Source organism: Vibrio sp. 1CM7H (genome assembly GCF_023161645.1).
In the GTDB taxonomy this organism is placed as follows: domain Bacteria; phylum Pseudomonadota; class Gammaproteobacteria; order Enterobacterales; family Vibrionaceae; genus Vibrio; species Vibrio diabolicus.
On sequence record NZ_JALNTV010000004.1, the window covers coordinates 359,058 to 373,425 of the forward strand.

The 14,368-nt window shown below is 41.0% G+C and carries 11 protein-coding genes; 4 read left to right on the plus strand and 7 right to left on the minus strand.

Annotated features, from left to right (window positions below; translation table 11 throughout):
• Positions 1-11: 11 nt before the first annotated feature.
• From MSG33_RS17375 to MSG33_RS17390, 4 genes are all read right to left on the minus strand, one after another.
• Entirely contained in the window at positions 12-1,337 is a 1,326-nt protein-coding gene (locus MSG33_RS17375; RefSeq protein WP_148524031.1) for an MATE family Na+-driven efflux transporter, read from the minus strand.
• A 3-nt stretch (positions 1,338-1,340) separates the two neighbouring features.
• Positions 1,341-2,627, minus strand: coding sequence for a nucleotidyltransferase domain-containing protein (locus tag MSG33_RS17380; protein WP_248381566.1), 1,287 nt, complete (start codon positions 2,625-2,627; stop codon positions 1,341-1,343).
• A 56-nt stretch (positions 2,628-2,683) separates the two neighbouring features.
• Positions 2,684-5,161 (minus strand): DEAD/DEAH box helicase family protein, encoded by a 2,478-nt coding sequence (locus MSG33_RS17385; RefSeq protein ID WP_248381567.1) that lies wholly within the window; start codon positions 5,159-5,161, stop codon positions 2,684-2,686.
• Between the two features lie 753 nt (positions 5,162-5,914).
• Positions 5,915-7,072, minus strand: a complete 1,158-nt coding sequence (locus MSG33_RS17390; protein WP_248381569.1) for a MarR family transcriptional regulator — start codon at positions 7,070-7,072, stop codon at positions 5,915-5,917.
• A 100-nt stretch (positions 7,073-7,172) separates the two neighbouring features.
• On the opposite strand from MSG33_RS17390, the gene MSG33_RS17395 reads away from it, so the two are divergent.
• Together MSG33_RS17395 and MSG33_RS17400 are read left to right on the plus strand one after the other, a co-directional pair.
• Positions 7,173-7,337: an AlpA family phage regulatory protein gene (locus MSG33_RS17395; protein ID WP_025500610.1), complete on the plus strand. Its 165-nt coding sequence runs from the start codon at positions 7,173-7,175 to the stop codon at positions 7,335-7,337.
• Positions 7,338-7,792: 455 nt separating this feature from the next.
• The gene (locus tag MSG33_RS17400) at positions 7,793-8,608 is read left to right on the plus strand and encodes a restriction endonuclease (protein WP_248381570.1); all 816 of its coding nucleotides are present in this window, start codon (positions 7,793-7,795) and stop codon (positions 8,606-8,608) included.
• A gap of 206 nt (positions 8,609-8,814) precedes the next feature.
• Here MSG33_RS17400 and drt2 read toward each other — a convergent pair whose 3' ends face one another.
• Entirely contained in the window at positions 8,815-10,125 is a 1,311-nt protein-coding gene (gene drt2 / locus MSG33_RS17405) for an antiviral reverse transcriptase Drt2 (RefSeq protein ID WP_248381572.1), read from the minus strand.
• 518 nt (positions 10,126-10,643) lie between these two features.
• Here drt2 and MSG33_RS17410 point away from each other — a divergent pair.
• Positions 10,644-11,519, plus strand: coding sequence for a hypothetical protein (locus MSG33_RS17410; RefSeq protein ID WP_248381573.1), 876 nt, complete (start codon positions 10,644-10,646; stop codon positions 11,517-11,519).
• Positions 11,512-11,898 (plus strand): hypothetical protein, encoded by a 387-nt coding sequence (locus MSG33_RS17415; protein WP_248381575.1) that lies wholly within the window; start codon positions 11,512-11,514, stop codon positions 11,896-11,898. Before MSG33_RS17410 ends, MSG33_RS17415 begins: the two co-directional genes overlap by 8 nt.
• A 171-nt stretch (positions 11,899-12,069) precedes the next feature.
• Here the strand turns inward: MSG33_RS17415 and MSG33_RS17420 are convergent, their stop codons facing one another.
• Both MSG33_RS17420 and MSG33_RS17425 read right to left on the minus strand, forming a co-directional pair.
• Positions 12,070-13,476: a HipA domain-containing protein gene (locus tag MSG33_RS17420; RefSeq protein WP_055467073.1), complete on the minus strand. Its 1,407-nt coding sequence runs from the start codon at positions 13,474-13,476 to the stop codon at positions 12,070-12,072.
• Positions 13,469-13,804, minus strand: a complete 336-nt coding sequence (locus MSG33_RS17425; RefSeq protein WP_055467074.1) for a helix-turn-helix domain-containing protein — start codon at positions 13,802-13,804, stop codon at positions 13,469-13,471. The genes MSG33_RS17420 and MSG33_RS17425 overlap by 8 nt, the downstream gene beginning before the upstream one ends.
• Between the last annotated feature and the right edge of the window lie 564 nt (positions 13,805-14,368).

Here is a 14,368-nt window from a genome sequence, read left to right on the forward strand (position 1 = left end):
AAATATATAAATCAATGTCTTACTGGTTGTTGATTCATGCTCTCTTTGCTCCGTAAGGCAAGGTACAACACCCAAGTGATGAGCGCATCAGCAGTAATGCCCAAGCCGAACATTATGGCGATTCGTTCAAGCGTAGGTACAAAGATACCGATTTGATAAAGCACAAAAGCACAACCGTAAAACAAGGTGTTTACGATAAGTGATTGATAGAGCATCAAATCCGTGCGTCCAATACCATAAAAGTAACTGTCTATGACATTGTTTAAACTGAAAATGACATAGAACCCAACCATTAGCCAAACTAGACTGGTGATTGATTCTGGGTTCTCTATCCCCATGACATTGGCTATAAAGCTGTTCCAAAGCGGTGCGGTGAGCATCCAAATAGCAATGATTACTAACGTTATCCAAAGGTAGCCATTGACTCGCTCAGATGTTAATCCATTGTTTGTCGCAGCATCTTGCTTAACCAGTTGTCCTAATGTCAAAACGGGAAGTAGTAGCCAGCCCCAAATAAATTGATTAGCAATCCAGAATGTTCCCGCTTGTTGTACTTGGTTAATAAGCTGAAGAATCATGACAATAAAGGCAGTATTTCGCACGAGTGACTCAAGCCCTGACTTCCATCCAATCTTTGCCCATTCTTTGAGCCATTGCGATTGATCTCCTTTAGAAAACTTTAAGCTCAGAGTGATCCCTGATTTCGATAAATAAATCAGGGCAAATAGTGCGAGAAGACTATTGACTACGATATTACTCAGAGCAATACCATTCACTCCTAACTGAAGGGAGTAAGGTAGTTGACTGACGAAGACGCTGTCACAAAGGACAGTCATGAGCATTTGTACTATTAGGAGACCATACAGCGCCTTTCGTTCATTTCTTAGGACTAGAACCAAAGACAAAAAAGCATAGAAGCTAGAGAGCAAAATAGCGGCAGATTCCAATCGAATGTATTGGATCGTTTGGGCCAATAATTCAGCCTGTTGCTGCATAGCATCTACAAAGTTCGGGGCTAGCCACAATACCATTAAGGTCACCACAAAGTAGCAAATTAAGGTAACCAAAAGAGATAGACTGGCTCGTTCGCGAAAAGCTTCATTACTATGAATAACTCTGCCTAGAATAAATGCTAGAGGGATAAGTAATGCTTCGCTGAGGACTTCATATCCTACATTTAGCCATGCAACTTGTGCTGCAATACTAAAAGTCCATGGGCTAGGGATGCTGCCCAAGAAATGGATTCGTGTAGTTGAGTAGATTAATGGTATTAAGCTTGTCAGAATCAGCACTAGCCACAGTTGGTAGTTGATTGTTTTTATTTGATTATGTTTCAATTTTTAAGCCTTGTTATCTTCACTAGGGATCTCGTGGAGAAAGCGACTCTCCACAGAGAAATAGCCATTACTTTTAATCAGTTGTTTCTTTCTAAGCCGTTCGAACAGTGTGATGAGGTACTGATAAAGTTCAGTATATTGCACTGTACTGATATGAGTTGCTGAGCCTTTAAATACTTGCCATGGGAAGTCAATCAATGTTGTAGCGGCATGTTTGGGAAGGTAGTTGTGTTTAAACTCACTTAGCAATAAATGTTCTAGCTGAACACAATAGTGCTGGATGATAGAGCAGTGAAAGTGGTACTTGTAACTGTCGTTGTTAGCGATAAGGTTCGGTAAGGAGCAAAACAAAAAGTAAACCTGAGCGGCCAACTCTTTGGCTTGCTTTCGCTCGCTTGTATGTGTTTTGGTAACGGCGTCTAATTGTTCTGCAAGGCCAAGATCACCCTTTAAAATAGTGAAGTGAACGTTGTAGATTTGTGACTCACGATAATAAAGAGAAATGTCAGACAGCGATTGGCCTACAACGATTTCTATAAGCAAACGGCCTTGTGTTCTAAGAGTGATTTTCGACCCCAAAATATCGGTATGAGCCAATTGTTCACCGAACAATCTGAGGAGCCTTTCATGCCACTCCTGAACCGAAATCGATGACTGAATAAATAAATCGATATCAGAGCGCTTTGTTAACTGATTAGCCCCCAAGCTTCCGTAAAGTAGAGCTGTAGGTGCGTTTGTATCTGTGCTTAATACTTTATTCAGCTTACTGACCCAAGTGTGTTGAGATAATGGGAAGGCCGCCCAGAAGGCATCAAAGTTATCAGAGAAGTCAAAACAGTAAGACTGCCAAATCTGTCTTTGCCAGTGAGCTTCTAGCTCTGTCGGTATGATTTTATCTTTCAAAAATCTAATCGTTTCATCAACAGCTTGCAGTTTTTTGTAGGATGATGGGTAAGGGATTTCTGAGTATTTCTCGTCATCTATTGTATTGATGCTCTGCTCAATATCTCTAGTGCAACAGATTAATATGCCTGTTTTTCTATCTAATTGATTAGTAAGAAGGCTAGCCGTTTGACCGTATCCTGTAAATTCAACAATCGCATTTTCCTGTTGTTTAACCGCAGCAAGGAAATGCTCACAAGCAAGTTGCTCACCTTGCTCGGTTCCATCGCCAAAGCGAATTCGATACTCATCTAATGATAAATAAATGAACTCAGGCAAACGTCCTTGTATTTGTTTGCTTAACGTTGTTTTACCTGAATTTAGGTTACCAAAAATATAGATATGCATGATGACTTGAGGTCATTAACCAAGCTAAAGAAGCTCTAGCTTGGTTTAAATGGTGATTAGGCAGATTGATAAATCTCAGCTTCCAGTTCAGAAATCGCTTCTAAGTACTGCTCTTTTCCGCCAAAGCACTGTTTGACGATTTCAGCAGGGCGTCCCATCTCGTCAAAAGGCTTAACTTTGAGTACATGAATATTCTCAATCTCTTGAACGCCTTCGTCTGCGTACTTGTCCAGTAGGTTGTTCAACACCTGCTGAGCTGTTTCACCGTACTTAGTGAAGTAGTTGCGCTTTTTGACGTTGTCAGCCCGTTCTTTTCTGGTGAGTGCTGGTTGGTCATACACGACATGACAAATCATGTCGAATGGGTCGAGATCTTTGCCGACTTCCAGCTCTAACGCTTCCCAGATGATGCCTTCCTCTGCCAGTTCATCAATGATTGCTTGCTTTTTATCGGCATCTTGCCAGCGCTTAACAAAGTCGTCCATCGAGGTGAACTGTTTTGCCATCGTCTTGCGGGTATAGTCTTTGAACGATTCGGTTACGAGTTTACCGTCGGCATCGTAGTATTGAACACGTTCGGCAATGGCTTTCACCGTTACACCGTTGATATGGAACTTTCTAACTCGATGTTCATCCTGCCAATCATCTTCGGCATTGCTAGCACCTGAAGGAGATGAACTAGAGTCGTATGAAGCTTCTGGTTCTTGGATGCTTTCAGGGTCGATATCTTCCCCTTCAAATGGATCATCTTGTTCAAGCTCATCCTCACCATCGATGATCTCATCGAGTCCTTCATCGGTTTCGAAGTCTTCTGGTTTTGTCTCTTTAACTCGCTCGGGGACACCATCAAAGCGCTCATCAGCGAACAGTTCTGTCGCCTTTTTAAAGTCTAGAATGGTAAACCATAGCTTTCCGTAACGATCATCAATACGAGTACCGCGACCGATGATCTGCTTAAATTTGGTCATCGACTGAATGCCCTGGTCAAGAACAACCAGTTTGCAAGTTTTTGCATCGACACCTGTTGTCATGAGTTCTGAGGTGGTCGCGATAACAGGGTAAGCCTTTTTGGGGTTGATGAAGTTATCAAGCTGAGCTTTGCCTATTTCATCATCACCAGTGATTTTCATTACGTATTTTTCATTCTTTGCAACTTGCTCAGGGTTGCAGTTGATTAGTGCTCGACGCATACGCTCTGCGTGGTCAATGTCATTACAGAACACAATGGTCTTCGCCATCGGGTCGGTGCGCTTGAGGTAGCTGGTGATGGTCTGTGCAACCAGTTCTGTTCGCTCATCAATGACCATAGTTCTGTCGAAGTCTTTCTGGTTATAGATCCTGTCTTCGATGACTTCGCCATGCTTATCGACTTGCCCTTTGGTTGGTCGCCAACCTTGTAAATCTACATCAATATCTACACGCACAACTTTGTAAGGGGCTAAGAAACCGTCTTCAATACCTTGCTTTAGAGAGTAGGTATAAATGGCGTCGCCAAAGTACTCAGTGTTAGACACGATATCGGTTTCTTTCGGTGTCGCGGTTAGCCCTATTTGAGTCGCAGAACCGAAATACTCAAGAATCTCGCGCCATGCGCTGTCTTCAGCGGCACTGCCACGATGGCACTCGTCAACGACAATAAGGTCAAAGAAATCAGGATCGACCTGTTTGTATGCTTTTTGATGATCTTCTGGGCCTGTCAGAGCTTGATACAGAGCTAGGTGGATTTCGTAAGCGGGATCGACTGTTCGACCAGTGACTTTGGTCATAGCGGTGCCAAACGGCTGGAAGTCGTTGTTCTTAGTTTGATCGACCAGAATGTTTCTGTCCGCCAAAAACAGGATGCGTTTTTTAGCTCGGGACTTCCATAGTCGCCAAATAATCTGGAATGCAGTGTAAGTTTTGCCCGTACCCGTTGCCATAACCAGTAGCACACGGTTTTGTCCTGCTGCGACCGCCTCCACAGTTTTGTTTATCGCCTGTAGCTGATAGTAGCGCGGAGACTTACCGCTACCATCATCATGGTAATCTTGAGTAATGACTGGAAGGTGCTCGGTTTTGTAGCCTTTCCAAACGCAGTATTTGTCCCATAGTTGCTGAGGTGTCGGGAAGTCTTCAAGTCGAATTTCAGTTTCGAGTTGAGCTGGGTTGGTTTTGTCGTGGAAGATAAAACCGTCGCCATTTGAGGCAAAGACAAAAGGGACTTCAAGTAGGCTGGCGTAATCTAGACCTTGTTGCATACCTTTGCCGATTTCATGCTTATTCGCTTTTGCTTCGACAACGGCTAGAGGCATGCTCGGTTTATGATAAAGGACGATGTCCGCAGACTTAACCTTTTTCCTCGCTGCTGCCTGACCACGAACAATGACTTTACCGTCACGTAGTTTTACCTCTTGACGGATTTGAGACATATCATCCCATCCTGCATCTTTGATAGCGGGAAGAATGAATTTCGTGATGATGTCGGTTTCAGATAGCTTTGATTTATTGATTGTCGATTCCATGCGATTAGCCAGCTCAGTACAAATGCATTTCATGACTATACCAAAGGATGCATAAAAGCAGAAAAGATACTGACTTATCAGTGAAGTGTGTAACGGTATGTATGAGTCTCTAAGGCGAAGGCTCTGAACATGCTGCCATCAATAGGTTTATGTGTGCAGTGAGAGTTTTGTAATGAGGCTAATCAGTAGAAGGTGTTGCCGAACAGTGGCAGCCTTTTTTCGATTAGAAGAACTTTCTGAAAATTCCCCAATACCACTGAGATATTATCAAAAATATACTCTTGATCTGGGATGTGGTTTAAATTAAATGTTTTCTTTACTTTGAATGTAATATATAGGAAATAAAAAACACAAAATTTTGCTTTTTATTTATTAAAATAATGCACTGTATGTTTGCCTAAGTTTTTTAAACCAAAATTGCTTGGCACATTGTTTTGCCAAGATTGGCAGCGAGACTGCCAGTAGTGGCAGAGAAAGTGTCAGGATTGGCAGTGAATGTGCCAATGGTGGCACTAAAATTTAGACCTAAAAATTAGAACATTCCGTTTATGAATCCAAATTTTAATAGATTAACGTTATATTAGAATTATAACTTTATAATAATTATAACAGTTATAATAGTTATAACATGAAAAAGTCAACAAGTAAAAACTATTTTATTGCCATAATTATCTTGGCTCAATTTAATAATTAAATTATTCGTAATTATATTTATGATTTTTATTTGATTTAATAATTAAAAATGCAAAATAAATTTGATTGTTTTTTGCACAGTTACTTTGCTGCTTAGGAGAGCAATTGATGTTTTTTAATGATCTGGTGTATGCGTTGTCTGCTAAGCCCAAGCGTTCTGGCGATATCACTTAAGTTAGTTTTGCTATTCGTGTCTAGTTGTTGTTTTAACAGCTCTTTGATCAACTGGTGTTGTTCTAGATTCGCTCCATATCCAACGTCTGGGCCTCGCTTAGTTTCAATGCTATTGATTCGTTCTACACATTCGAAGCGATGCAAGATCCCAATCAGTGTGGTCCAAGTATTCAACTCATTGAAAAGCGTTAGGCACTCTTTATCACTCCACGCGTTTGGTTCTTTAGTATCTAAACATCTCACTATCGCGATACACCATGATGACCATTGACCAAAATCATCTGACTTGATCTGATTTATTTTTTTATAGCTCGCTGGGTAGTTTACTTTACATGTCTGAACAATGTTCTTTGATAGCGAGAGCCAGTCTCCTCCCTTCGCGCTATCTTTACATTGGCGTAGAAATACTCGTGGATGCGGCGCATAGCCGCCGACCAGATCATACAGTTGTCGTCCCAGATTTTTCTGCTTGTTAGGTTGTGTTAGATACTTTTCGTAAGCTGCACTGTTCTGGTTGGGCAGATATTTCAATGCAGTGATAGCTGCGTATTTTTGCTGTTTATAAAGTTTAGTGGACTTGATGGGATGGTGTTTTTCGCAGTAGTAGTGAGATCGGCTGCGTAGACGCCAGCATAGTGCGCAGTAAGGTAGAACACTGTTCCAACGAACCTCTTCCTCTTGATGTTGTGGCGTAAGTGAACGCAGATCCTTTAAGCCCAACAGTACTTGATCGGCATAATTGACGCGTCGTTGAGTATGAAGACCGAATCCACGTAAAGCTAGCACCGTTTCAATAAGTTTAATTGTTTTATTTAATCCACCGTAACTTTCGATGATCTCGGCAAGATGGATAGCATTAGAACTGCTGTACTTTTTGAGTATGGTTCCATGTTGTCTGAGTAACTTGGTAAACCACGTTTCCAGAACAATGTTCCGAGCGGCATCAACAGCGTATAAATAGCCAGAACGACGTCGCTGAGCAATTTTACAACCTTGAGATTCTGACTGGCTTTTTAAGTCATTAATTGCTGTTTCTAGCTGTACTCTCAATGCATTGCGCTTTTGATCTAAGTCCATTCGTTATCATGTCAATATGGTTTGTTGCTTATTCTATATTATGAGTTGGGCGATGAGAATCTAAGATGCAACTAAATAATAGAGAAATAAAGGTAATAAAATGTTTGTAAGACAAGAGCAGTTAGCGAAAGAGATCGGGGTAAGCGTAAGTACTTTGTGGCGTTGGCGTCGGGACGGAAAAATGCCACCTGTTGTTACGCTTAGTTCTAGAGTTGTTGGATGGCAGAGAAAGGACATTGAGGAATGGCTAGAAGAACAAAAATAGATGCGACTTGTTACTGCGAGAACAGTGTTCTCGCTTAATCTTCGTAAGTATAAAGTAAGTCATTGTTTACATGATTAATAACACGAATAAAAATGCTCTTGCAGGAACCTTGTTCCTGCTTTTGTCTATCTCAGGGGGCTAATTTCTTCTTAAATCTTCATCAGTTGAACGGAGAACGATGTTCTCCGAATGACGAAAGACAGAGTTAGGTATTATCCGACTAGTGTTTGGGTATCTCAGGCAAAGGCTGATAGCTTTCAAACGCTACTGCGAGAACACTGTTCTCGCTCACATCATCAAAAACTAAAGTTTGGTCATTTAATTAATAAATAAAAAATGCTCTTGCTAGAACTATGTTCTAGCTGTTTGTTCTCCCACTAAATACATGATTTAACTCTATGTATTAGGTCTGGCAATTGTGCTCTAATGCATTTTGATGCTTATTGGGAGGAGTTATGGCTCGGAAAAATGATGGAATTATTTGGCATTTGATGGATGCGCCGTGGTGGGTGAGTATCTTGTTCTCAGCAGGCATTTATGTTGGTTTATCCTTTCTATTGCCTGATTTGGCGGCTCGCAGTGATAACTTCATCTTCAATGCCATTGGGCCGAATCTCCCGAAAATGGCACCGTATTTTGCTTTTTTGTTTTTAATTCCTGCTCCCATTGCATTCTTTAAGCAGTATCAGCGAAAGCATAATTATCTTGCGACGACGTCTCAAATCAGAGCAAACAAAAACACGACTCCGTTTAATTCCCTCAGCTGGATTGAATTTGAAAGCTACATTGGCGAGTACTTTAAGCAGCAAGGCTACGACGTTAAACAATCTTTCTCAAAGCAGGCGGATGGTGGGGTTGATATTTGGTTAACTAAAGACGGTGAGTTGAGTCTTGTACAATGTAAGCACTGGAAAGCTAGAAAAGTCGGAGTTCAAGTCTTAAGAGAAATGTATGGTGTGATGATCGACAATCGTGCTAGCAAAATGATCATCGTAACATCGGGAGATTTTACTTCTGAAGCTATCGCCTTTGCTCAAGAGAAGCGCCTGTGGTTGGTTAATGGTAGCGAGCTAGTCCACATGATTGAAGATGGACGCAGCTTTATGAATAAGCCAGTCATTGGTGAGCCTACACCCGAGCCTCATTCCAAGGTTTGCCCAAACTGCCAGTCTAGCCTTGTGATTCGTGTTGCTAAAAAAGGTCGTAATGCGGGTAAAAGTTTCTATGGTTGCTCTGCTTATCCTAAGTGTCGCTACACTTGCGACTGTTGAATGTGAGTGAAGATTTAAGCAGTCTAACCGTATAGAAGGGTGTTCTCAGAACATAAAAGTTAACCTATTGAGCCTAGCTGCCAGAGAAGAATGCTACTGCGAGAACACTGTTCTCGCTAAAATCATCCAAAAATAAAGTTTGCTCATTTAATTAATAGATAAAAATGTTCTAGCTAGCTAAAAGCCCTTAATAAGTGTCACTTTCATTATTTATCTATTTCGTCTTGAAGGCGTTGCCATAGAGGCTTCAATTGTTTCTTGATGCTTTTTGAGTTCATAATCTTCGCTGCTCGGTAGCCGTATGAAAGGAAATTTCTTCTACCTCGGAAAGAGTACAAACGGTGAAGTTTTCTTTTGTAAAGCTGATCTTGTTCTGGTTCGCCTTTACTTTTGCGTATTCGGTTTTCTTTCTCCATGGTTTTCTTGGCCAATTTAACTCCACCTTTCATCTTTTCTGAGTAGCGAGCTAGAGCTGTAGAGCGGAGGAAGATAGAGTTACCATCGAATAGGAAACCAAGATATTGCAGCGGCTTTTGTTTACCTGACTCGTCAAATGAGCAAAGCATATCATTTTGGAACCTAAAATCTCTGATCTCTGTTTTGTCGCTGTTTATTTTCACCTTTAAGGTTTTGATTTTACTGTTAGCTAAAGTTTCAACCATATCCCTATGATCTGATGGGACGATAAACAGCATATCGTCACAATATCTAAAATACTTCCCACCAAAAGAATCAACATAGTTCTTCATGTGTTCATCAAATGAGAACATGTAAATGTTAGAGAGTAATGCACTGATTGGAGAGCCTTGAGGAATACCCATTGCGCCATTAGGGTTTGACTTGATCAAACCACAACCACGAACTTTTTCTCTGAATTCAATTGGAGTACAGACTCGATTTCTTCCATTTGCTTTTGGGTTATATTGAGATATACCAAACGTTTTGAAAAGCTCATCTCGTTCAACTATAGAAAATTTGGTTAGGGAGCGAAAAACGTTGTAATGATCTTTGGGAAGATGTTTGACTTGGAGTAGTTTACTCCATTCTTCTTTTAGAATTCGATGATCAAGGGTGTCGAAAAACTTAGAAAAATCCAGAGCGATGGCTGAGCATTCTTTCATTTGACGTATGTAATTAAAAGCGTCATCCGCAAAATGAATATTACTTTTACCGTTGAGCTTTCTAAACGCTAAAACCGATTCATGTAGATCTGACTCTTCAATTTTCTGCTCATATAAGCTTGATAGCTGGCTAGCGTAGTAAGCATAAATATGGCTATCTACATGAGATGAGTAGGCAACGCCTCTTGGCTTTGGTTTACGGTAAAGCTTACCTGTAGAAGTATCTCTATCCAGTTTTGTTAGCTGAAAACTATATGAGATAAAAGGAAAGAATGCATGTTTCGCTACCGATGAGCTACTTGTTGCGATTTTCTCGGCTTTTTTTACTGAAACAGGAACATCAAAATGTAGATAGTTCCGTTTCGTATACCAAAAGGGGCATGGTGTATTTTTCATTCTTAGGGAATAAGCTCTAGCAAAACCCAAGAGAAGTGGACATGCGGCCTTTCCGTATATCCTCTTGGGCTTTAACTAACTGGCCTAACCAATCATCTGGCCCCGAGAGGCACTCGCCGCGATCTATTAGAAATGATATATAATGTAATCTGCGATGGAGACTATACGATGTTAATCTTACGCTTCATGACGATGTGTTTATCTTGGCTCTGCAAGGATAAATACATTGACAATCTGTCACAGCCCTCCACACCTTTTGCGTGAAGCCCTAACAGAGTATTGATTTTTATATATGCAATCAAGCCTTTCTTGAGGCCACACCTCAGAAAACATACAGTATTGGTTTTAGATACTGAGTGTTTTTAATCTTCACTTGTGTTTGAGCGGGGAATGTGGAAGAGATGTCATTCATGCGTTACTCGTAAATACAGTATGATCTTTCCCTTTTTAATAACAAATTACTTGTGTCATTTCGTGCTAAAGGTGAGAATCTAACAGACTGAATAATGGAGATTTATATGTCTGCTGGCTACTCAATCCGAATCGACTTTGATAAAACCGAAGGAAGGCCTGAGCGCGTTTTCCACGCAATGGCTGCATATGTAGAAGGCTTCAATGAACTTCAAGAAGCCTTTATCAAAGGCTACGGCAACGATATTGAATTCATTTCTTCATTGGACAGTACCCGTGAAGGTTCATGTATAGCTGATATTGGTGCAAAGCTTAAAGACAAAGTTCGCAATGTTAATCTGAATAACATTTTTGATGGTATCTATAATGGAGTTAGAAAAGAAATAGCGAAAGCTAATAAGATTGATTCAGAAAGCGATGTACGGACTTTTGTGGATAATGTTTATACGATTGCATCGGCTAATGAGCCTTCTTTTGAACAGTTTACTTGTGAGGGTGATGCTCATCTAGTAGATGTCGCTGATGCGCTAAATAAAATCTACAAAGCTAAAGGCATTCTTTCTCCGACTGACTTAGTGCAGTTTGGTCGTGACTTTGATTTTTCTGATATCAGCAAAGACTTTTCCTGTCCTCGTACGGGAGATCAGATTTTTGAAGATACTGTTCAGCCTTTTCCGTCAAAAGAAGTTTTTATCGTTCGACGTCCGTCTTATGTAGAAAATCTGCAATGGGATTTTGAGTGTAGTCAGCGTAAGCCGAAGAATTTTAGTGCTAAAATGTTAGATGCTAAATGGTTCAAAAAGTGGGCGAATCATCAAGAAGAAATTTGGCCAGGGGATGCTTTGCATGTTCTAGTAAGAACGAAGCGGAAATCCAATAAGTTTAAGAAGCGCGTATCACATGAAACGGAAATTATAAAAGTGATTCGAGTCATCCCACAGAGCGAAATAGAGCAGTTCACACTGGATTTGGAAAATGACTAGAGCCTACGACACTGCGAAGAAGGAAGCTGTATTCATAGCTTTGCCGCTTTTGGTGCTGTTCTTAATAAAAATGCTTAATAGTGATTTGATGTCGTTCTTAAAGTTGTCTGACTTCTCTCTAGCAACTTCAATCATGTACGGACAGTTGCTTGCTAAGACACTTGATGTTCCTGACAAAAACAAGAGAAGAGATAGATTTAGTACTTATCAGGTATATATCTTTGTGGTGTCTATTCTATCTATGACTATGTATATCGGATTTCAACTTATTCCTGATATTAACTTTAAATTTTATGTTGCTCAGATAATCACGTTTTTGATTGGTATTTTGTTCTACATTCCCTTATCAACGCTCATGAGTGACCTGTCTAAAGAGTGAGTAGGATGGGTTTATAAAACCAAGGAGCTGCTCTTGTCTTTCAGAACTTGTCTTTGGCTTTGTAAATATACAATACTTTATTGCGCTAACATGATTTTAAAAAATTGATTTCCCCATAGATAGTCTCAATTTGGTCGGCATAAATCTTCATATTACAAGCTGCGTTTAACATCATAGAAGTTCACTCATTTCTGGCACACTGTCGGCTTGCGCTAGCAAGTATTCACATTCTGTTTGGATGAGTGACACACATAGTTCTATGTGTTCACGTTCTCCATCCTCGATTCCTTGAGCTTCGGTAAGTTCAATCGCTTCCTTCAGGGTGTTTTTTATAGCACCAACGGTTTCTACCATTATGGAAGCCATTTTGGTGCCTGAATAACCCAGCAGAGCGCCGAATTCAGCGAGATCATAGCTGGTGATAGGGCGTTTGAAGTTACCTTTCGGAGGATTTTGAAAGTCTTCACTTTCCCAATCTCCAATCGACATTGCAAAATATTGAGGGATACTGGCGGCACGTCCCTCATCAGCAGATAACTTACCGCTTCGTGAGTTGCGTTTTGTTCCCTCTTGAGCGATTGCTTCTATGTTTACTAAATCATAAAAAGGGGTCAGTTCCAGGCCTTTAGGGGTGACGAAGAAGCTAATATTTTTACCATGGGCATCGTAGTTTAGCGTTACTAGATTAAAGAGCATCCATTGGGTGATCTTTAGGTTAGTGATGACCGAGTCTATGGTTTTGACGCATAGTAGGCGTGGGAAAGAAACGCCATCACGCATATATACGCCATCGCCTTCATCCCCATTCTGGCGCTCGTATTTGTAAGCTGGTGGTAAGTCAGTTGCCTGACAGCCATCAATCACATGTTTTCGTTGAACGACATCACGAGTCGCGATATAGGCACGATCGAACCGCTCAATTATCAGTGTCCTAGTCTTCCCAATGCGAGCTAACTCAACATTAGCGACGTCCAAACCTGCTAGCTTGGCTAATGTCATGCAAAAGAACTCATTAACAGCAATACACGGTGCTTTACCGCTTTCAAATTTCAGAATGTAGTTCGAACTTAATTTGCCTTCACCAAACCCCCACTCATCACCGCGCTTAAGTAAGTTTAACTTGTTTTGAACACCAGCAACCGAAAGGCGAACCTTACCGTCCCAATACACTAATGGCGCTAGATTTCGCTCTAGTCGTTCTATTAGTTCATCATCAGGTACGGATCTAAAGCTGGTTTCCCCAGGTTCTGAGCCTGGAACTCGAAAAGATAGTGCGCCAGATGTTTCCGCACCAAGCTTACGAATCAGCCCGAATGTATTGCTTTTGGAGATAGTGGTGTTTTGTATCATCTCCTCAAAGGCTTCTCCTTCAGGAAGGAGATTTCTGAGGTAGTTCTCAATACTACGTGGCGAAGCCCGATCATCGAAAGGGATGTGTGGCGAAATCGGGAAACCAGTGTGTTTCCATTCATCTTCATAGATGAATGAGAACTCTGTTTCTGTTCCGACAGGAAGAATCAAACGACCAATTTTGGTATTCGTACCGATAAACACGTCTAACTGTTGTAACTTACTCATACCAACCGTCCTCATTGATTCTCACACTGTTTTCAGTTTGGGAGGTTATTTGGCTATGTGGACGAACAAATAGGTTTAAATCGATAAGGCGTAAAGATAGCCCTAAGATGTCCATGAGGACGAGTACATTGGCAAAGGTGACACTGGTATCGCCTTTTTCTACTTTCATGACTGTTCTACGAGATAAGTTGGCTTTTGAAGCGAGATCATCAATACGCCAGCCTCTATCGGTGCGCTTTGAGCGAATGGCGCTCCCCAGCGTTTCCATACTGAACTCGGTATTCAAATCAGGCATAGGTTGTGCCTTTACCATCTTACCTTTTTTCATAAGTGCCTTTTAATGTACTTTTGTCACTATTGGGTTCGTCTTAATATATAAGTTCACTATAACTCACTTTTGTTGTGACTGTATAAGAAATTATCTATAAGTGCAATTTAAGTTACTTATGGTTGGTTTGCGAGTTCAATCCCTCTCTTTGTTCTCTATGAGAGAGTTTTATCAGCCAGAACGACATATTTGGCAACAGCGGAGTATTCGGATTAGTATTGGAAGAAGGCAGAGAAGAGTGCGTGATCGGGGCTTACCTGACCCATTACCTGACCCAAAATCGTCAGGTACAAAAAAAGGTTAGTAAACACTACGCTTACTAACCTTCTTGAATTTGGTGGCCCCTCCCAGACTTGAACTGGGGACCAATCGATTATGAGCGAAGGTCTGACGCAATATCACCGCACAATCAACATAGAAACCCTGCCCCGAATCACTCCGAAATCCGCCAGCAAAATCACATCACCTGATTACCCGCATGATTTTACTGACGTCGACGACGGGAAATTCGCCGAACCTATATCACCGCCGCCACCGTCGAGAAAATGTAGAAAACTGTGTTGG